This window comes from Streptomyces sp. NPDC088810 (genome assembly GCF_044750305.1).
Classification (GTDB): Bacteria; Actinomycetota; Actinomycetes; order Streptomycetales; family Streptomycetaceae; genus Streptomyces.
In genome coordinates, this window is the sequence record NZ_JBIVJQ010000001.1 from 945,352 (window position 1) to 962,751 (window position 17,400).

At 71.8% G+C, this 17,400-nt stretch carries 19 protein-coding genes and 2 pseudogenes; 9 read left to right on the plus strand and 12 right to left on the minus strand.

Annotated elements, in window-relative coordinates; genetic code table 11:
- Positions 1-71: 71 nt before the first annotated feature.
- Positions 72-842, minus strand: coding sequence for an alpha/beta hydrolase (locus tag ACIP4Y_RS04310; RefSeq protein WP_401387527.1), 771 nt, complete (start codon positions 840-842; stop codon positions 72-74).
- Positions 843-987: 145 nt separating this feature from the next.
- Between ACIP4Y_RS04310 and ACIP4Y_RS04315 the strand changes: the two genes are divergently transcribed.
- The gene (locus ACIP4Y_RS04315) at positions 988-1,263 is read left to right on the plus strand and encodes a hypothetical protein (RefSeq protein WP_401387529.1); all 276 of its coding nucleotides are present in this window, start codon (positions 988-990) and stop codon (positions 1,261-1,263) included.
- Positions 1,264-1,282: 19 nt separating this feature from the next.
- Here the strand turns inward: ACIP4Y_RS04315 and ACIP4Y_RS04320 are convergent, their stop codons facing one another.
- The 6 genes and pseudogenes from ACIP4Y_RS04320 to glnA all read right to left on the minus strand — a co-directional run bounded on the left by ACIP4Y_RS04320 (position 1,283) and on the right by glnA (position 6,235).
- Complete coding sequence (locus tag ACIP4Y_RS04320; RefSeq protein WP_401387532.1) at positions 1,283-1,867, minus strand: hypothetical protein; 585 nt, start codon at positions 1,865-1,867, stop codon at positions 1,283-1,285.
- Positions 1,868-1,869: 2 nt separating this feature from the next.
- The gene (htpX, locus tag ACIP4Y_RS04325; protein ID WP_401387535.1) at positions 1,870-2,790 is read right to left on the minus strand and encodes a zinc metalloprotease HtpX; all 921 of its coding nucleotides are present in this window, start codon (positions 2,788-2,790) and stop codon (positions 1,870-1,872) included.
- Between the two features lie 129 nt (positions 2,791-2,919).
- Positions 2,920-4,213, minus strand: a pseudogene (locus ACIP4Y_RS04330) (hypothetical protein).
- A gap of 47 nt (positions 4,214-4,260) precedes the next feature.
- A complete protein-coding gene (locus ACIP4Y_RS04335; RefSeq protein ID WP_358641106.1) occupies positions 4,261-4,515 on the minus strand; it encodes a hypothetical protein in 255 nt (84 codons plus the stop codon).
- Between the two features lie 98 nt (positions 4,516-4,613).
- Positions 4,614-4,749, minus strand: a pseudogene (locus tag ACIP4Y_RS04340) (AraC family transcriptional regulator); the annotation flags it as partial.
- A gap of 76 nt (positions 4,750-4,825) precedes the next feature.
- A complete protein-coding gene (gene glnA, locus ACIP4Y_RS04345; RefSeq protein ID WP_208031859.1) occupies positions 4,826-6,235 on the minus strand; it encodes a type I glutamate--ammonia ligase in 1,410 nt (469 codons plus the stop codon).
- A 210-nt stretch (positions 6,236-6,445) separates the two neighbouring features.
- Here glnA and ACIP4Y_RS04350 point away from each other — a divergent pair, with 210 nt between their 5' ends.
- Entirely contained in the window at positions 6,446-6,913 is a 468-nt protein-coding gene (locus tag ACIP4Y_RS04350) for an RDD family protein (protein WP_358641104.1), read from the plus strand.
- 64 nt (positions 6,914-6,977) lie between these two features.
- On the opposite strand, the gene ACIP4Y_RS04355 is transcribed toward ACIP4Y_RS04350, so the two are convergent.
- Complete coding sequence (locus ACIP4Y_RS04355) at positions 6,978-8,636, minus strand: FAD-dependent oxidoreductase (RefSeq protein WP_401387540.1); 1,659 nt, start codon at positions 8,634-8,636, stop codon at positions 6,978-6,980.
- Positions 8,637-8,836: 200 nt separating this feature from the next.
- On the opposite strand from ACIP4Y_RS04355, the gene ACIP4Y_RS04360 reads away from it, so the two are divergent.
- From ACIP4Y_RS04360 to ACIP4Y_RS04390, 7 genes are read left to right on the plus strand one after another with little or no spacing between them, the layout of a single operon-like run.
- Positions 8,837-9,919, plus strand: coding sequence for a SchA/CurD-like domain-containing protein (locus ACIP4Y_RS04360; protein WP_401387543.1), 1,083 nt, complete (start codon positions 8,837-8,839; stop codon positions 9,917-9,919).
- A gap of 58 nt (positions 9,920-9,977) precedes the next feature.
- Complete coding sequence (locus ACIP4Y_RS04365; protein ID WP_401388670.1) at positions 9,978-10,385, plus strand: cupin domain-containing protein; 408 nt, start codon at positions 9,978-9,980, stop codon at positions 10,383-10,385.
- A complete protein-coding gene (locus tag ACIP4Y_RS04370) occupies positions 10,382-11,641 on the plus strand; it encodes a beta-ketoacyl-[acyl-carrier-protein] synthase family protein (RefSeq protein ID WP_358641096.1) in 1,260 nt (419 codons plus the stop codon). Before ACIP4Y_RS04365 ends, ACIP4Y_RS04370 begins: the two co-directional genes overlap by 4 nt.
- Positions 11,642-11,648: 7 nt before the next feature.
- Complete coding sequence (locus tag ACIP4Y_RS04375) at positions 11,649-12,893, plus strand: beta-ketoacyl synthase N-terminal-like domain-containing protein (RefSeq protein WP_401387546.1); 1,245 nt, start codon at positions 11,649-11,651, stop codon at positions 12,891-12,893.
- Between the two features lie 19 nt (positions 12,894-12,912).
- Positions 12,913-13,167, plus strand: coding sequence for an acyl carrier protein (locus tag ACIP4Y_RS04380; protein ID WP_358641092.1), 255 nt, complete (start codon positions 12,913-12,915; stop codon positions 13,165-13,167).
- A 1-nt stretch (position 13,168) separates the two neighbouring features.
- Positions 13,169-13,648: an SRPBCC family protein gene (locus tag ACIP4Y_RS04385; RefSeq protein WP_401387549.1), complete on the plus strand. Its 480-nt coding sequence runs from the start codon at positions 13,169-13,171 to the stop codon at positions 13,646-13,648.
- A gap of 21 nt (positions 13,649-13,669) precedes the next feature.
- Positions 13,670-14,002 carry a TcmI family type II polyketide cyclase gene (locus ACIP4Y_RS04390; protein WP_401387552.1) on the plus strand — a complete coding sequence of 111 codons (333 nt, stop codon included), beginning with the start codon at positions 13,670-13,672 and terminating at the stop codon, positions 14,000-14,002.
- A gap of 73 nt (positions 14,003-14,075) precedes the next feature.
- Here ACIP4Y_RS04390 and ACIP4Y_RS04395 read toward each other — a convergent pair whose 3' ends face one another.
- The 4 genes from ACIP4Y_RS04395 to ACIP4Y_RS04410 form a co-directional block, all read right to left on the minus strand.
- Entirely contained in the window at positions 14,076-15,071 is a 996-nt protein-coding gene (locus ACIP4Y_RS04395) for a methyltransferase (protein ID WP_401388673.1), read from the minus strand.
- Positions 15,072-15,183: 112 nt separating this feature from the next.
- Positions 15,184-16,272 (minus strand): nitrous oxide reductase family maturation protein NosD, encoded by a 1,089-nt coding sequence (locus tag ACIP4Y_RS04400; RefSeq protein ID WP_401387555.1) that lies wholly within the window; start codon positions 16,270-16,272, stop codon positions 15,184-15,186.
- A 66-nt stretch (positions 16,273-16,338) separates the two neighbouring features.
- Positions 16,339-17,040, minus strand: coding sequence for a DUF4191 domain-containing protein (locus ACIP4Y_RS04405; protein ID WP_358641082.1), 702 nt, complete (start codon positions 17,038-17,040; stop codon positions 16,339-16,341).
- Positions 17,041-17,098: 58 nt separating this feature from the next.
- Positions 17,099-17,299, minus strand: a complete 201-nt coding sequence (locus tag ACIP4Y_RS04410) for a hypothetical protein (RefSeq protein WP_208031848.1) — start codon at positions 17,297-17,299, stop codon at positions 17,099-17,101.
- Between the last annotated feature and the right edge of the window lie 101 nt (positions 17,300-17,400).

The following is a 17,400-nucleotide window of genomic DNA, read 5'->3' on the forward strand; positions in this document are numbered from 1 at the left end:
GGGCCAGCCGGGCCCGCCGCTCCGCCGTGCCGATGTGCCGTCGTCCGCGCGTCATGCCCGCCTCCCCTGGCTCACGATCCCGTGCCGCCATGGTCGCCGACGCCACTGACAACGGGGCCCCGGGCCCGGGGCCGCCCGTCCAGCAGCGCCGTCACGAACGCCTTCCGGTCTTCGGCGTGGTCGCGGAACCACAGGCCCAGGAAGTGGTCCGCCTCGGGGAGTTCGAAGCGGGTGAACCGGCTGCCGGCCGACAGCGCCTCCTGTACGGCCGCCGTCACCGCCGGCGGGATGACCGAGTCGGTGCCCGGGACCGCCAGCACCGCCCGGCCCGCGTACGAGCGGAACGCCTCCAGGGCGGGGGAGTGCCGCCAGCTGTCCGGGGTGCGGATCAGCGCGGAGAAGCGGCCCTCGCCGGTGCCGAACGGGACCTCCCAGGCCTCGGGCGTGTACACGGCGGGCGCGCACAGCCCCACCGCCGCCACCCGGCGCCCGTAGTGCCGTACCAGATCCGCCACCGTCTGCCCGCTCATGCTGAAGCCGACCAGCACCAGCGGATCGCCGGCCGGGGCGTGCGCGTCGAGCACCGCAACCGCCTGCTCGAACCGCCGGCGCAGGCTCAGCTCCGCGAGTGCGCCCGTGCTCTCGCCGTGACCGGAGAAGTCGAACGCCAGGGCGCGGCAGCCCCGGTCGGCGAAGTCGGTGACGAACGGCAGCAGCCGCTCCTTGCTGCCGTTGCCCGCGCCGTGCAGCAGGACCGCCGTGGCCCGGCCGGGCGGCCCCGCGCTCACTCCGCTGAGCCGTTCGCCGTCGTACGGGTAGCTGAAAGCGGTGAGTTCGTCCATGCGGGCCATTCACTCACGGCCTTCGCCGCAGCCGGAAAACGGGGTGCAGCGGCTGCCACGCCCTCCCTACTCTGAACAAACGGCGGCGAATCAGACACGCTCCGCCTCTCCCGTCCCTTCGACTCACCTCACACGGAGGTCCGTCATGCGTGGAATGCTCGCGACCGGGACCGTCGTCCTGGTGATCCTCGGAATCGGAAACCATCTGTGGTGGCTCGCCGCCGTCGCCCTGTTGTACCTGTACGCGACCCACGGGCGCGGCTCGCCCGGTACGGCCCCGCCCGCGGGCACCGGCGCCCCGCCCGACAGCTACCGGGCGTACCGGGAGCGCCGGGACCGGCAGGCCAAGTGGGAGCGCCGCTACCGCCGTGAGCGGCCCTACGAGGCCCGGCGGCAGGAGCGGGGCAGGAGCACGAAGTGAGCGGGGGCGTCGCCGGCCGTCACAGGCCGGGGGCGCCCCACACCGGGAACCAGCGGCCCAGATCCGGCTCGATCGGCAGATCGTTCCCGAGCACCGCCTTCAGCTGCAGCTCCAGCGCGGTGTCCCGCCGCTCGGCGGCACCGGGCAGCGGGGCGAACGGATAGAAGGTGCCGCGCTTGTAGAGGTAGACGAGCGCCGGCCTGCGGTCCGCCCCGTCCGTGAACCCGGCCAGGGAGCACAGCAGTTGCGGGCCGAAGCCGTTGACCTCCAGCGAGGTGTTCACCGCGTGCAGGTCGTTGACCAGCTCGGGCAGCTGGTCGGGGGAGCGCCGGGACACCAGCCAGGAGTAGCCGTAGCCGTCCCGGCGCAGCTCCACCGGCGGGCCGGTGCGGTCGGTGTCCGCGTCCAGCAGCGCCTGCACCTCCCGGTGCATCTGCTCGAAGGCCGCCCCCTCGACCGTGGCGAAGCACACCGCCCCGCCCCCGGTCGGCGTGAAACCGGCCGCCGCCTCCAGCGTCACGGCCGCCGACGGCAGCCCGAACAGCCGGTCCAGATCGGGCGCGACCGGCTTCGAACGGCCCAGCAGGATGTCCAGCAGCCCCACGGTCAGCCCGCCTTCCCCGGGGTGGCCGCCTCGCCCAGCTCCGCCGAGATCCGGCCCAGCTGCTCCAGCCGCTGCTCCAGGCTCGGGTGCGTGGAGAAGAACCGCTCGATGCCGGGCTCCCGGCCGGTCGCCGGGGTGAAGTAGAACGCGTTGAACGCCTGCGCCGTCCGCAGGTCCCTGGCCGGGATCCGCGCGATCTCCCCGGAGACCTTGGTGAGCGCCGCCGCCAGCGCCGAGGGCCGGCCGGTCAGCAGCGCCGCCGCACGGTCGGCCGCCAGCTCCCGGTACCGCGACAAAGCCCGAATCAGCAGGAAGCTGATCGCGTACACGGCCGCGGAGACGCCCAGCACGGCGGCGAACACGGCGGCGGTGTTCTGGTCCCGGCGGCCGCCGCCGAAGACCTGCGAGTAGAACGCGAACCGTACGACCAGACCCGCGACCACCCCCAGGAACGACGCGATCGTGATCACGGCGACGTCCTTGTGCCGCACATGCGACAGCTCGTGCGCCAGCACGCCCTCCAGCTCCGCCGGCTCCAGCCGGCGCAGCAGCCCGGTCGTCACACACACCACCGCGTGATCCGCGCTGCGCCCGGTCGCGAACGCGTTCGGCATGTCCATCGAGGACACGGCGACCACCGGCTTGGGCAGGTCGGCGATCGCGCACAGCCGGTCGACCACGGCATGCAGCTCGGGGTACTCCTCCCGCTCCACGACCCGCCCGCGCATCGCGAACATCGCGATCCGGTCCGAGAACCAGAACTGCGCCACGAACATCGCCCCGATCAGGACGGCGACCAGCAGCCAGGACCTCAGCAGCACGATCAGCGCGGCGACGAACCCCACGTACAGCAGCCCGAGCAGGAACATCGTGAGTCCCATACGCACGGCCAGCCGCCGATCACTCCGGAACCGGCTCCGCATCTTGCATCACCCCGCAGTCAGGCACTCGCCCCGCTGTCCAGTGTGCACCTGGGGATTCCCATGAGCTGGTCCCGAACGGCCCCAGGAGCAGCAAAATGTCCCTGTGCGTCACCGGTGCGGTGCCCTGGGTCAGCCCGGCAGGGCGCGGCCCCGGGCCGGCAGGTCGGGACCGCCGAGCAGCGTCACGGCCGCCCGTAGGCGTACGACCTGCCGTGCGCGTTCAGCAGCCGCCACGCCGACACCCGCTCCCAGCGGGGACGTGCCGGGTCCAGCCGCCGCACCAGTTCCTGCTCCGGCAGCCCGGCGGCCGACGGCAGCAGGGCGAGCGTGGCCTCGCGCACCACGCCGGGTGCCGGGTCGTCCAGCAGCCGCCACATCCGCCGTACGTCCGTCAGTCCAGCGTCCGCAGCCCGGCCACGGCCCGTGCCCGCACCCCCGGCGCCGGGTGATCCAGCAGCGGCCACAGCAGGGCGGCGTCCGCGCGCGTCCCGCACTCCGCGAGCCCGATGGCGGCACCGGGCGGCAGCACCGGGTCGGCGGCCTCGGCACAGCGCGCCCGGTACCAGGACAGCGGGTCGGTCCCGTGCTGCCGCAGGACATAGCGGGCGCAGGCCCGCACCAGCGCCGACCGGTCCGCGAGGAAGTCCACCGCCCGGTCCGGCCGGCCCAGCCGGCGCAGCGCGGTCACGCCGGCCGACCGGGCCTGCGGGCTGCGGGCGCCGAGCAGAGCGTCCAGCACCTCCGCCGCGGTGCCGTGCGTGATGGCGGTGAGCGCCGCGTCCGCGCACAGCGTCTGTACGACGGCGTCGTCGTCGCGGGCGGCGGCACGGGCCAGTTCGGCGGGCGAGAGGGAGCCCTCCTCGACGGCCAGGCCGTAGGCGAACCGGCGTACCGCACGGTCACCGGACGCGAGCAGCGGGGCCAGCCGCTCGCGGGGCGCCCGCCGCAGGACGTCATCGAGCAGGCCCATGGCGAAGTCACCGCGGTGGCGGTCGCCCAGGCGCCGGATCAGCGGGGCGAGCGGCGCGGCCGTCACGGCGTCCAGCGCCTCGGTGAGCCGGTCCCGGGCCCGTGCCCGCACCGGCTGTGCCCAGTCGGTGCACCGCACGACCACGAGGGGGAGCAGCGCCGGACGGCCGGCGACCCGGCCCAGCGCGCGGTGCCGGACCCTGCCGTCACCGTGGCACAGGGCGACGGCGAGCCGGGCGTCGCTCAGCGGATCGCCGGCGGTCAGGGCGGTGAGCAGGGCGCGCTCGCCGGCCGACCGCTCCCAGCCGCCGCGGGCGGCCGGCGGCCCGCTCCACTCCACTGCCCGCACGCCTTCGTCCAGCTCCAGCCAGGCCGCCGGGTCGCCGGTGTCGAGCGCGTCCGGCAGCGCCGCGCCCCTGGCGAGGCGGAGTGCCGCCGCGACGCCCTCCCGCATGTACGTCTCCTGCTCGTGTCGTCCGCGCGCGTCTTCCGGCTCGGCTCCTAGTACGGCGAGCGCATCTGGGCGTAGCCCAGGAGGACGATGACCACCGCCACGCAGCCGAGGACCACGGCGGTCGAGACCCAGGACGAGCGGCGGGGGGCCGGGTCCGGGTCGGCGCGGAAGGGGGTGGGGGCCGGAGGGTTCTCCTTCCAGCGGGCGGCGAGCATGCGGGCCCGGGCGGAGGGCTCCTTGTGCTCGGCCGAGTTCGCCCACCTGTGATCGAACTCGTGCTCCCAGTCGTCCTGTTCCGGCATCCCCGTTCAACCTCTCTCGTCCGACACGATCCGGAGGGATGATCCCCCGACAATAGGAAGTTTGAGAAGCGTGAAAGGTTGCACGGGGGCGGGACCCGTCAGCCGGAATGGCGGAAACGGGTGCGGTACTCGGCGGGTGTGGTGTCGAGCTTGCGGCGGAACGCCCGGATGCAGGGTGTCGGTCGTACCGAAACCGCACGCGGACGCGACCCGGTCGCCGGTGTCGTCCGTGGTCCTGCCGCGACGAACGCCGAGGCCCCGCCGTTCCCAGGGGAGCGGCGGGGCCTCGGTCAGCGCTTCGGCGCGTCTGTCACACGTCGAAGTACAGCTCGAACTCGTGCGGGTGCGGACGCAGCTGCAGCGGGGCGATCTCGTTGGTGCGCTTGAAGTCGATCCACGTCTCGATCAGGTCGGACGTGAACACGTCGCCCTGGAGGAGGAACTCGTGGTCGGCCTCGAGGGCGTCGAGGACGGCGTTGAGCGAGGTCGGGACCTGGGCGACGTTCGCGTGCTCCTCGGGAGCCAGCTCGTACAGGTCCTTGTCGATCGGCTCGGCCGGCTCGATCTTGTTCTTGATACCGTCCAGGCCCGCGAGGAGCAGGGCCGAGAAGGCCAGGTACGGGTTGCCGGAGGAGTCGGGCGCGCGGAACTCGACGCGCTTGGCCTTCGGGTTGGAGCCCGTGATCGGGATACGCATCGCGGCGGAGCGGTTGCGCTGCGAGTACACCAGGTTGATCGGCGCCTCGAAGCCCGGCACCAGACGGTGGTACGAGTTCACCGTCGGGTTGGTGAAGGCCAGCAGCGACGGGGCGTGCTTGAGGATGCCGCCGATGTAGTAGCGGGCGGTGTCCGACAGGCCCGCGTAACCGGCCTCGTCGTAGAACAGCGGGTCGCCGTTGCTCCACAGCGACTGGTGCACGTGCATGCCCGAGCCGTTGTCACCGAAGATCGGCTTCGGCATGAAGGTCGCCGTCTTGCCGTTGCGCCAGGCGACGTTCTTCACGATGTACTTGAAGAGCTGCAGGTCGTCGGCGGCGGCGAGCAGGGTGTTGAACTTGTAGTTGATCTCCGCCTGGCCGGCGGTGCCGACCTCGTGGTGCTGGCGCTCGACCTTCAGGCCGGACCGCTCCAGCTCCAGGGAGATCTCGGCGCGCAGGTCGGCGAAGTGGTCGACCGGGGCGACCGGGAAGTAACCGCCCTTGTAGCGGACCTTGTACCCACGGTTGTTCTCCAGGGCGCCGGTGTTCCAGGCGCCCGCCTCGGAGTCGATGTGGTAGAAGGACTCGTTCGCCGAGGTGGCGAAGCGCACGCTGTCGAAGACGTAGAACTCGGCCTCGGGGCCGAAGTACGCGGTGTCGGCGATACCCGTCGACGCCAGGTACGCCTCCGCCTTCTTCGCCACGTTCCGCGGGTCACGGGAGTACTGCTCGCCCGTGATCGGGTCGTGGATGAAGAAGTTGATGTTGAGGGTCTTGTCCCGGCGGAACGGGTCGACCCGCGCGGTGGACAGGTCGGCACGCAGAGCCATGTCGGACTCGTGGATGGCCTGGAAACCACGGATCGACGATCCGTCGAAGGCCAGCTCCTCGTCCGGGTCGAACGCCTCAACGGGCACCGTGAAGTGCTGCATGACGCCCGGCAGGTCGCAGAAGCGGACGTCGACGAACTTGACGTCCTCGTCCGCGATGAACTTCTTGGCCTCGTCGGCGTTCTGGAACATCCAGCTCCTCCTACTCCCGACCGTCCTCGCCGGGGTGGTAGATCGTTCGTGCAGCCAGTGCGGTGGCACACGCTGGTCTCGACCCTAGGGACGGGTGATTTCTCGGGCGTGACCCGTTTGTTTCGCAGAAGTTAACCAGCCACCTGTCCACGGTAGCCCCGACACACCCCTGTGCGTAGTGCCCGAAACCGGGCGCAGTACCGTGGACGGGTGGACAACAGGCAGGCAATCGGATCGTGGCTCTCCGGGCCGCGCGCGGCCATGGAAGAGGCGGGTGCCGACTTCGGATACCGGGGCGAGCAGCTCGGTCTCCCGGAGCACGGACCGAACTCGATCGCACGGCCCGGCAGGCGGCTCGGCGCCCTCGCCGTCGACTGGGCGCTGTGCGTCCTGATCGCATACGGCCTGATCACCCACGGCTACGGCCCCGCTACGAGCAACTGGGCGCTCGGCGTCTTCTTCGTCCTGAGCGCCCTGACCGTCGGTACGGTCGGCTTCACCCCGGGCAAGCGCCTCTTCGGCATCCGGGTCGTGGCCCTGGAAACCGGCACGGTCAGCCCGGGGCGCGCCCTGGTGCGCACGGTCCTGCTCTGCCTCGCGATCCCCGCCCTGGTCTGGGACCGCGACGGCCGAGGCCTGCACGACCGGCTCGCGAAGACGGTCGAGGTACGGATCTGACCGGGGCCTGATCCCTGATCCCGATGAGCCCGGTGGCCGACGGTCACCGGGCTCACCCATGCGCTCAGCCCCTCCGCAGCACCGCCGCCAGCACCCCCCGCAGCTCCGTCTCCGGATCCGCCACCGCGCCGGCCGCGCGCCAGGCCACGAACCCGTCCGGCCGTACCAGCACCGCCCCGTCGGCCGTCGTGCCGTGCGCCGCGGCCCAGTCGGTGCCGCCGCCGGGTCCCTCTCCGTCGTACGTCAGGTCGGCGTCCGCACCCGCGCCGATCCGGTACGCCTCCAGCCGTACGCCGTCCGTGCCGGCGATGCGCCGGGCGGCCGCGTGCCAGGCGGCACCCGCCGCCGACCCGGCGTCGCAGAGCAGCACCATGGACCGCTCGTACAGGTCGACCGTGGAGAGCCGGGCGCTCGCGCGGCGCAGCCACAGGTGCGGGGACCGGCTGCCCGGGTCCCCCGTCAGCCGCACCGCGTCGGGTACGACCGGATGGGCGGGGTCGGCGTCCAGGACGGCGCCCTCCAGGTAGCGGTAGCACAGGACCACCGGGAGGATGCCGCTGCGCGGCCCGCCGCCGACGCCGGGCGTGGGCGCGAAGCCGGGGTGGCTGTGCTCCACCGAGCGGGCCGAGGCGCGGGCGCTGGTGGCCAGGGCGACGGGCCGGCGCTCGGTGTCGTAGGTCTCCAGCAGCCCCGGTCCGGCCCAGCCGTCGAGGACGGCGGCCAGCTTCCAGGCCAGGTTGTGGGCGTCCTGGATGCCGGTGTTGGAGCCGAAGGCGCCGGTCGGGGACATCTCGTGGGCGGAGTCGCCGGCGAGCAGGACCCGGCCCGCCGTGTACCGCTCGGCGACGCGTTCGGCGGCGCGCCAGGACGCCTTGCCGGTGATCTCGATGTCGAGGTCGGGGACGCCGACGGCCAGCCGGATGTGCCGCTGGAGCCGCTCCTCGGTGAACTCCTCCAGGGTCTCGCCGTGCTCCGGGTGCCAGGGGGCGTGGAAGACCCAGTGCTCCTTGTTGTCGACGGGCAGCAGGGCGCCGTCGGCCTCGGGGTTGGTGAGGTAGCAGCAGATGAAGTGCCGGTCGCCGACCGTCTCGGCGAGCAGCTTGGAGCGGAAGGTGACGCTCACGTTGGCGAAGAGGTCGCCCGGCCCGCTCTGCCCGATGCCGAGCCGGTTCCGGACGGGGCTGCGCGGGCCGTCGCACGCGACCAGGTAGTCCGCCCGGACGGTGTACAGCGCGTCGCTGTCACGGTCCCGGACGAACGCCGTCACCCCTTCGGGGTCCTGCTCGAAGGATTCCAGTTCGTGGAAGTAGCGCAGGTCGCCGCCGAGGGTGCGGGCCCCCTTCAGCAGCACCGGTTCGAGGTCGTTCTGGCTGCACAGGCACCACGTCGTGGGGCTGAACTTCGCCAGTCCGCCCCCCGGGTCGATCTCTCTGAACAGCCATTCGCCGGCGTCGCCGACCAGCGTCGGCGTCTGGAGGATGCCGTGGTTGGCCGCGAGGAGCGAGGCCGCCGCCTTGATGTCCGGCTCGATGCCGGCCACCCGGAACAGCTCCATCGTGCGCAGGTTGTTGCCGCGGCCACGCGGGTGGATCGAGGTTCCCGAGTGCCGCTCGACGAGCATGTGCGGTACGCCGAGACGGCCCAGGAACAGGGAGAGGGACAGGCCCACCAGAGAACCGCCCACGACGAGGACGGGCACCTGGTGATCGGCTTTCTGCTGCATCGAGTCTCCAGAGGCAGGGTCGGGAGTGTGAGGCGCGTCGCAGTTTCTGTGCCCGCTGGGACGGCTTTCGCGTGCTCAATCACCCACGTGGTTCACGCGAGTCGCGCGCACCGCGGGAAGCGGCACAGGATCAAGAAGCGCTGAAGTCGCGTCATCGGCGGCCGGCGTTCGCCTCTGCCCCCGTGAAGGAGATGCGCAGCATGACCACCTTGTCGGAAAAGATCTCGGACCAGTCGACGCGCGAGTTGTCGAAGAGGGTCTCCCAGTCCGTGTTCGACGGCTCCCGTCTCCGGGTCGTCCTGCTCGTGGACGTCCACGACGGTGCCCAGCAGCAGTTCCTGGAGGCCTACGAGCAACTGTGCAACCAGGTGGCGCAGGTGCCCGGCCACGTCAGCGACCAGCTGTGCCAGTCGATCGAGAATCCCTCCCAATGGCTCATCACCAGTGAGTGGGAGAGCGCCCCGCCGTTCCTCACCTGGGTGAACAGCGAGGAGCACGTGCGGATGGTGGAACCGCTGCACAGCTGCGTCCGGGACACCCGGTCGCTGCGGTTCCACATCGTCCGCGAGACCGGCGGCGAGCCGGCCGGGGCCGCGTCGCGGCGCCGGCTCCAGGCCTCGCCGCGGATCGGCGACGGCGTGATCCGGCACGCGCTGACCTTCACGGTCAAGCCGGGCAGCGAGCGGGAGGTCAAGAGGATCCTCTCCGACTACGCCTCGCCCCAGGCGCGGGTCGACGAGACGACCCGGCTGTGCCGTACCTCCCTGTTCATGCACGGCAACCGGGTCGTGCGGGCCATCGAGGTGCGCGGCGACCTGCTGGCGGCGCTGCGCCACGTCGCCCGGCAGCCCGAGGTGCGGGCCGTCGAGGAGGCCATCAACCCCTACCTGGAGCAGGAGCGGGATCTCAACGACCAGGAGTCCGCGCGGGTGTTCTTCACCCGGGCGGCGCTGCCCGCCGTGCACCACGTCACCGCGGACGAACTCACCGAGGGCGAGCGGCAGGCGCTGTACTACCCGGCCCGGCCGGACTGCGGGATGCGGCTGGCGGAGCTGCTCGCCCAGCAGGACGAGGCGGCCGCGGAGGACCCGGACAGCCCCGTCCTGCGCAGCACGATCTTCCAGCGTGACGACGTCGTCGTCCGGCTGGTCGACGTACGCCCCGGCCCGGGTGCCCGGGCCCTGCTGCCGGAGCCCGGACGGCAGGCCGCGCTCGGCAGCCTGCTGGACGGGGAGCCCGTCGGCATGGACCTCGTCACCGACCGCCGCTCGCCCGACGCCTGACCCGGCAGGCCCAGCACACCAACGGAGGAACGCCGTGATCAAACCCCTTCCGAAGATCGTGGACCTCAGCGAGGTCGAGCCCAACACCCGGCGCGGCGGCGATCTGCGCGCCATGCTCACCCCGGCGACGGTGGGCTCCACCAGCGGTTTCATGGGCGTGGCCATCGTGCAGCCCGGCGACCGCATCGGGGAGCACTACCACCCCTACTCCGAGGAGTTCGTCTACGTCGTCTGCGGCCAGCTGGAGGTGGACCTGGACGGCGAGCCGCACCCGCTGCGGCCCGAGCAGGGGCTGATGATCCCCATGAACATGCGCCACCGCTTCCGCAACGTCGGCAACGTGGAGGCGCGGATCGTCTTCCACCTGGGCCCGCTGGCCCCCCGGCCGGCCCTCGGCCACGTCGACACCGAGGGGATGGAGACCGTCGCCGCAGCGCCGGCCGACCGGGCGCAGGTCCGCTCATGAGCCGGCGCGTGGCGGTCACCGGCATAGGCGTCGTGGCCCCGGGCGGGATCGGCGTACCGGCGTTCTGGGAGCTGCTCGCCGAAGGCCGCACCGCGACGCGGGGCATCACGTTCTTCGACCCGGCCGGGCTGAGGTCCCGGATCGCCGCCGAGTGCGACTTCGATCCCGCCGCACACGGCCTGGACGCCGATCAGATCCAGCGGGCGGACCGGTACATACAGTTCGCCCTGGTCGCCGGCGAGGAGGCGGTCCGGGACTCCGGTCTCGACCTCGCCCGGGAGGACCCCTGGCGGGTCGGTGTCTCCCTGGGCACCGCCGTCGGCGGCACCACCCGGCTGGAGCACGACTACGTCCTGGTCAGCCATCGCGGGCAGCGCTGGGACGTCGACCCCACCGAGGCCGAGCCGCAGCTGCACCGGGCGTTCTCGCCGAGCACCGTGGCCTCCGCGGTGGCGGAACGTTTCGGCGCACAGGGTCCGGTGCAGACCGTGTCCACCGGCTGCACCTCCGGCCTGGACGCCGTCGGGTACGCCTTCCACACCGTCCAGGAAGGCCGGGCCGACATATGCATCGCAGGGGCGTCGGACTCGCCGATCTCCCCGATCACCATGGCCTGCTTCGACGCGATCAAGGCCACGTCCCCGAACAACGACGACCCCGCGCACGCCTCCCGGCCCTTCGACAACAACCGTGACGGCTTCGTCATGGGCGAGGGCGGCGCGGTGCTCGTCCTGGAGGAACTGGAGCACGCCCGGGCCCGCGGTGCCCACGTGTACTGCGAGTTCGGCGGCTACGCCACCTACGGCAACGCCTACCACATGACCGGCCTGACCAAGGAGGGCCTGGAGATGGCGCGGGCCATAGACACCGCCCTAGGCCAGGCGCGGCTCGACCCGACGGCGATCGACTACGTCAACGCGCACGGCTCCGGCACCCGGCAGAACGACCGCCACGAGACGGCGGCCGTGAAGCGGGCGCTCGGCCACCACGCCTACGACACCCCGATGAGCTCCATCAAGTCCATGGTGGGGCACTCCCTCGGGGCGATCGGCGCCATCGAGCTGGTCGCCTGTGTGCTGGCCCTGGTCAAGCAGGCCGTACCGCCGACCGCGAACTACGAGATCCCCGACCCCGAGTGCGACCTGGACTACGTCCCGCGTGTCGCCCGCGAACGGAAGCTGACCAGCGTGCTGTCCGTGGGCAGCGGGTTCGGCGGTTTCCAGTCCGCGGTGATCCTGACCCGGCCGAGGGAGTGAGGACACGATGAGCGAACCGCAGGACCGGCACGCGGCCATCACCGGCATCGGTGTGGTCGCGCCCAACGGCACCACCACCGGCACCTTCTGGAAGTCCACCCAGGAGGGCCTGAGCGTCCTCGACCGGGTCACCCGCGAGGGCTGCGAGCACCTTCCCCTCAAGGTGGCCGGTGAGGTCCGCGCCTTCGACCCGGCGGCGACGATCGAGGAGCGTTTCCTCGTCCAGACGGACCGGTTCACGCACTACGCCATGGCCGCGGCCGACTTCGCGCTGGACGACGCCCGGCTCGGGCCGGGCAGCGTGCCCGACGCGCCCTACTCCATCGGCGTGGTCACCGCGGCCGGGTCCGGCGGCGGCGAGTTCGGCCAGCGCGAACTGCAGCAGCTGTGGGGCAAGGGCAGCCGGTTCGTCGGGCCGTACCAGTCCATTGCCTGGTTCTACGCCGCGAGCACCGGCCAGGTGTCCATCCGCCGCGGCTTCAAGGGACCCTGCTCGGTCGTCGCCTCCGACGAGGCCGGCGGCCTGGACGCCGTCGCCCATGCGGCACGGGCGGTGCGGCGCGGCACCGACGTGATCGTGGCCGGTTCCACCGAGGCGCCCCTCGCGCCGTACTCGATGGTCTGCCAGCTCGGCTACGACGAACTGAGCCGCGAGCCGGAGCCGTCCCGGGCGTACCGCCCGTTCACGGACGGGGCCTGCGGGTTCGTGCCGGCCGAGGGCGGCGCCATGCTCGTGGTGGAGGCGTCGGGCACCGCCCGCGCCCGCGGCGCCCGGATCCGGGCCTTCGTGGCGGGCCACGGGGCGACCTTCACCGGCGCCTCCCGCTGGGAGAAGTCCCGGGAGGGCCTCGCGCAGGCCGCCCGGCAGGCCCTGCGGGAGGCCGGCTGCGCCCCCGAGGAGGTCGACGTCGTCTTCGCCGACGCCCTCGGGGTCCCGGCGGCGGACCGCGCCGAGGCGCTGGCCATCGCCGACGTCCTCGGCGAGCACGGCACCCGGGTACCGGTCACCGCGCCGAAGACCGGGATCGGCCGGGGGTACTGCGCGGCCCCCGTGCTGGACACCGCGGCGGCCGTGCTCGCGATGGAGCACGGCCTGATCCCGCCGACGCCGAACGTCTTCGACGTCAGCCACGACCTCGACCTCGTGACGGGCCGGGCCCGTGCCGCCGAACTGCGGACGGCGCTGGTCCTCAGCCGCGGACTCATGGGGTCGAACTCGGCGCTGGTGCTGCGACGCGGCACCGCGCAGTGAGGAAGCAAAGGAGGAGAACATGCCCCAGATCACCGTGGAAGAACTCGCCGCGCTGATGAAGAAGGCCGCCGGGGTCACCGTCAGCCCGGAGCAGCTCAAGGAGCAGCCGGACATGGGTTTCGACGTCCTCGGCGTCGACTCGCTCGGCCTGCTCGGCATCGTCGGCGAACTGGAGAACACGCACGGCACCCCGATGCCGGTCGACGCGGAGCGCTGCAAGACACCGCAGCAGTTCCTCGACCTCGTCAACAGCACCCTGATGGCAGGAGCCTGACATGGCAGGACACACCCGGAACGAGATCACCATCGCCGCCCCGCTGGACCTGGTCTGGGACATGACCAACGACCTGGAGCGCTGGCCGCAGCTGTTCAGCGAGTACGCGTCGGTGGAGGTCCTCAAGCGGGAGGGCGAGAAGACGACCTTCCGGCTCACCATGCACCCGGACGAAAACGGCACCGTCTGGAGCTGGGTCTCGGAGCGCGAGCCGGACCGGTCCTCCCGCACCGTCAAGGCGCGCCGGGTGGAGACCGGGCCCTTCGCCTACATGAACATCCACTGGCGGTACGAGGAGGTTCCCGCCGGCACCCGGATGGTCTGGACCCAGGACTTCGAGATGAAGCCGGACGCGCCGGTCGACGACGACTGGATGACCGACAACATCAACAAGAACTCCAAGGTCCAGATGGAGCTGATCCGGGAGAAGATCGAGAAGGCGGCCGCCGGTGAGCGGCCCGCCCCGGCCCTGGCCGACTGAGCCGGACGACAGGAGACGACCGTGCACCAGGCCCTGATCGTCGCCCGTATGGCCCCGGGCTCCGCCCCCGACATCGCCAAGGTGTTCGCGGAGTCCGACCGGGGGGAGCTGCCGCACCTCGTCGGTGTCGTCCGGCGCAGCCTCTTCCAGTTCGGCGATGTGTACATGCACCTCATCGAGTCCGACCGCGAGCCCGGACCGGCCATCGCCAAGATCACCTCGCACCCCGAGTTCAAGGAGGTCAGCGAGCGGCTTTCGGCGTACGTCAGCGCGTACGACCCGGAGACCTGGCGGTCCCCGAAGGACGCCATGGCACAGCGCTTCTACCTGTGGGAGCGCGACGCCGGCGCCTGACCCTCCGGCCGGACCACCGGTGCCGGGCCCGCGTCCGACGCGGACCCGGCACCGGTGTGCTGGGGGGAGCCGCTCACGCGGGGACCATGCAGTCGAACGCGTGCAGGAACGGGTTGACCGGGCGGATCTCACCGATGGCCAGGCCCGCCGCCTGGAGCCGGCTGACCATGCTGTCCGTGGTGTGCTTGGCCCCGCCGACGTTCAGCAGCAGCAGCAGGTCCATGGCCGTGCTGAAGCGCATCGAGGGGGTGTCGTCCACCAGGTTCTCGATGACGATGACACGGGTGCCGGGGCCGCCCGCCTCGACGACGTTGCGCAGCAGCCGGGCCGTGCTCTCGTCGTCCCACTCCAGGATGTTCTTGATGATGTAGGCGTCGGCCTCGACCGGGACCGCGTCCCGGACGTCGCCCGGCACGATCTGCACGCGGTCGGCGAGGTCACCGCCCTCGCGCAGCCGCGGCAGGGCGTTCTCGACCACCCGGGGCAGGTCGAGCAGGCTGCCGCGCATCGCCGGGTACTTGTCCAGCAGACAGGCCACCACATGCCCCTGGCCGCCGCCGATGTCCGCGACCGAGCGGCTGCCGGACAGGTCCAGCAGGGCCGCCACCTCCCGCGCCGACTGCTCGCTGGAGCGGGTCATCGCGCGGTTGAAGACGTCCGCGGACTCGGGGGCGTCCTCGTTGAGGTAGGCGAAGAACTCCTTTCCGTACAGGTCCTCCACGACGTTCCGGCCGGTGCGCACCGCCTCGTCCAGCCGTGGCCAGGCGTCCCAGGTCCACGGCTCGGTGCACCACAGCGCGATGGCCCGCAGGCTGTTCGGGTCGTCCTCGCGCAGCAGCCGGGACATCTCGGTGTGGGCGAACGTCCCGTCCGGCCGCTCGGCGAAGACACCGTGGCAGGACAGGGCGCGCAGTAGCCGGCGCAGCGGCCCCGGCTCGGTGTGCAGCGCCGTCGCCAGGGTCTCCACCGTCATGGGGGCGTCGCCGAGCGCGTCGGCGACACCCAGCCGGGCGGCGGCGCGGACCGCGGCGGCGCAGGCCGCCCCGAACACGAGCTCGCGCAGCCGCATCGACGGCGGAGGGGAGGTGGGTGCCCCCGGCTCCGAGGGAGCCGAGAGCCCGCGGGATGGTGCGGTCATGTGCCGCCTTCCTTCCTTGCGTGGGTCGGGTACGGCCGTCCGGTCAGCACAGGCCCGCGGGCTTGGAGGCCCGGCAGGAGTTGCCGGTGAACGCGTTGTCGCTCTTGGCGGACTCCTGGTTGACGAGGTCCGCCGGGGAGTTGTCCATCAGCCGGTTGCCGGTGATCCGGTTCTTCTCGCTGGTGGCGCCCACGAAGCTCTTGAACAGGACGATGCCGCCCGACAGCGGGGACTTGCCCTGGTGGCCGGTGACCCGGTTCCGTGTCACCAGGGTCTTCTCCGTGCCGGTCAGCACGATGCCGGAGCCCTTCAGGTAGGGCAGCCGGGCGGTCTTCGGGCAGTACTTGTTGTTCTGCACGACCAGGTTGTCGCTGACGGTGAGGGCGCCGGCCCGCGGCTTGTTCTCGTCGCCGACGACGAACACGCCCGCGCAGTTGCCGGTGACGTAGTTGTGCGTGACGGCGAGGTTGCGCAGGCGGCGGACGGTGATGCCGATCCGGTTGTCCTGCAGACGGTTGTGGTCGACCACCGCGCCCTTGCTGTCCGTGGCCCCCTGCTCGGCCTTGACGTTGTTGGCGAGGAACAGGCCTGCGTCCCCGTTGCCCAGGGCGGTGTTGTTGCGGAACAGCCCGCGGGTGGAGTGTTCCTGGGCGATGCCCCACTGGCCGTTGTGCTCGGCGATCACACGCTTCACGGTCAGCCGGTCGGTGCCCATGGAGAACAGGCCGCTGCGGGCGAAGCCGGTCACCTTCAGATCGGAGACGGTGACGTCCTTGAGCGGCTTGTTCTTGCCCCCGACCACACAGATGCCGTTGCCGTCCGAAAGGCAGGTGACGGCGGCCTTCTTGCCGTGCGGGGCGGGCTTGGTCTTCTTCGCGGGGGGCTGGATCACGGTGCCGGGGCCCGCGCCGCGCAGGGTCAGGCCCGCCGTCTTCACCGTGACGCTCTCACGGTAGGTGCCGGCGAGCACGAACACGATGTCGCCGGCCTTGGCGGCGTTGACCGCCTTCTGGATCGACTCACCCGCATGCACCACGAGGACCCGGTGGGCGGCCGACGCCGGGGTGGCGCCGGCGAATGCTCCGACGAGGGACGTGGCGCACGCCAGGTACGCAATGTGTCGTTTTGTCACATGCCGAAGGCTAGGAGCGGACGACCCGATTACCGGCCGGATGCTCCGTTCGGCGGCGTGTCAGACCTAGCGGCCCCGCGGCCCGCCCTTCGGCAGCTTCATGCCCTTGGGCATCGGGCCCTTCGGCAGCGGCATGTTGCTCATCAGGTCGCCCAGGGCCCGCAGCCGGTCGTTGGTGGCCGTGACCTGGGGGCCGGTGAGCACGCGCGGGAGCTTCAGCATGGTGGTGCGGAGCTTCTTCAGCTCGACCTGGCCCTCGCCGTCGCCGACGATCAGGTCGTGCACCGGCACGTCCGCGACGATGCGGTTCATCTTCTTCTTCTCGGCGGCCAGCAGGCTCTTCACCCGGTTCGGGTTGCCCTCGGCGACCAGCACGATGCCGGCCTTGCCGACGGCCCGGTGCACCACGTCCTGGCTGCGGTTCATCGCCACCGCCGGAGTCGTCGTCCAGCCCCGGCCGATGTTGTCGAGCACGGCCGCGGCGGCGCCCGGCTGGCCCTCCATCTGGCCGAAGGCGGCCCGCTCGGCCCGGCGGCCGAACACGATCGCCGTCGCCAGCAGAGCGATCAGCAGGCCGAAGATGCCCAGATAGACCGGGTGGCCGATCAGGAAGCCGATCGCGAGGAAGACACCGAGGGTGCCGATGCCGACGGCCGCGAGTACAAGGCCGATCGTCTTGTCGGCCTTGCGGGTCATCTTGTACGTGAGGGCGATCTGCTTCAGTCGCCCTGCGTTCGCGGCGTTCGCCGCGGTTTCCTTCCTCGCCATGCCACGAAGTCTACGTGCCCCCAGGAGCGCGGACGACGGCAGTGCCCGGCAGGGAAGATCAGGAGCGGCCGGCGGCGGCCTGGTCCAGGACCCGCTGGGCCTCGACCCGGTCCTTGGCCCGGCGGCGGTCCTCCAGGACGGACGTCCACGCGTTGCGGCGGGCGGTGCGCTGACCGCCGCTCATGAGCAGGGACTCGACGGCCCGGAGGGCGTCGGTGAAGGTCGGGATGGCGGTGGCGCGTACCGGTGCGGCCTGCATGATCGAGGTCCCCCCTCGGAGCGATGGAGATACGGGGCGTGATACCAGAGTCACTGATTGGTGTTACCAGGGCGTGTCCGACCGGTCAAACGCCCGTGAAG

Bases quoted from the DNA above. Each gene is read 5' to 3' on its own strand.
- ACIP4Y_RS04385 (WP_401387549.1), top strand. From the start codon at position 13,169: ATGGCAGGACACACCCGGAACGAGATCACCATCGCCGCCCCGCTGGAC.
- ACIP4Y_RS04315 (WP_401387529.1), top strand. From the start codon at position 988: ATGCGTGGAATGCTCGCGACCGGGACCGTCGTCCTGGTGATCCTCGGA.
- ACIP4Y_RS04410 (WP_208031848.1), bottom strand. From the start codon at position 17,299: ATGCAGGCCGCACCGGTACGCGCCACCGCCATCCCGACCTTCACCGAC.
- ACIP4Y_RS04380 (WP_358641092.1), top strand. From the start codon at position 12,913: ATGCCCCAGATCACCGTGGAAGAACTCGCCGCGCTGATGAAGAAGGCC.
- ACIP4Y_RS04360 (WP_401387543.1), top strand. From the start codon at position 8,837: ATGACCACCTTGTCGGAAAAGATCTCGGACCAGTCGACGCGCGAGTTG.
- ACIP4Y_RS04405 (WP_358641082.1), bottom strand. From the start codon at position 17,040: ATGGCGAGGAAGGAAACCGCGGCGAACGCCGCGAACGCAGGGCGACTG.
- ACIP4Y_RS04370 (WP_358641096.1), top strand. From the start codon at position 10,382: ATGAGCCGGCGCGTGGCGGTCACCGGCATAGGCGTCGTGGCCCCGGGC.
- ACIP4Y_RS04395 (WP_401388673.1), bottom strand. From the start codon at position 15,071: ATGCGGCTGCGCGAGCTCGTGTTCGGGGCGGCCTGCGCCGCCGCGGTC.
- ACIP4Y_RS04355 (WP_401387540.1), bottom strand. From the start codon at position 8,636: ATGCAGCAGAAAGCCGATCACCAGGTGCCCGTCCTCGTCGTGGGCGGT.
- ACIP4Y_RS04335 (WP_358641106.1), bottom strand. From the start codon at position 4,515: ATGCCGGAACAGGACGACTGGGAGCACGAGTTCGATCACAGGTGGGCG.
- ACIP4Y_RS04310 (WP_401387527.1), bottom strand. From the start codon at position 842: ATGGACGAACTCACCGCTTTCAGCTACCCGTACGACGGCGAACGGCTC.
- htpX (WP_401387535.1), bottom strand. From the start codon at position 2,790: ATGCGGAGCCGGTTCCGGAGTGATCGGCGGCTGGCCGTGCGTATGGGA.
- ACIP4Y_RS04375 (WP_401387546.1), top strand. From the start codon at position 11,649: ATGAGCGAACCGCAGGACCGGCACGCGGCCATCACCGGCATCGGTGTG.
- glnA (WP_208031859.1), bottom strand. From the start codon at position 6,235: ATGTTCCAGAACGCCGACGAGGCCAAGAAGTTCATCGCGGACGAGGAC.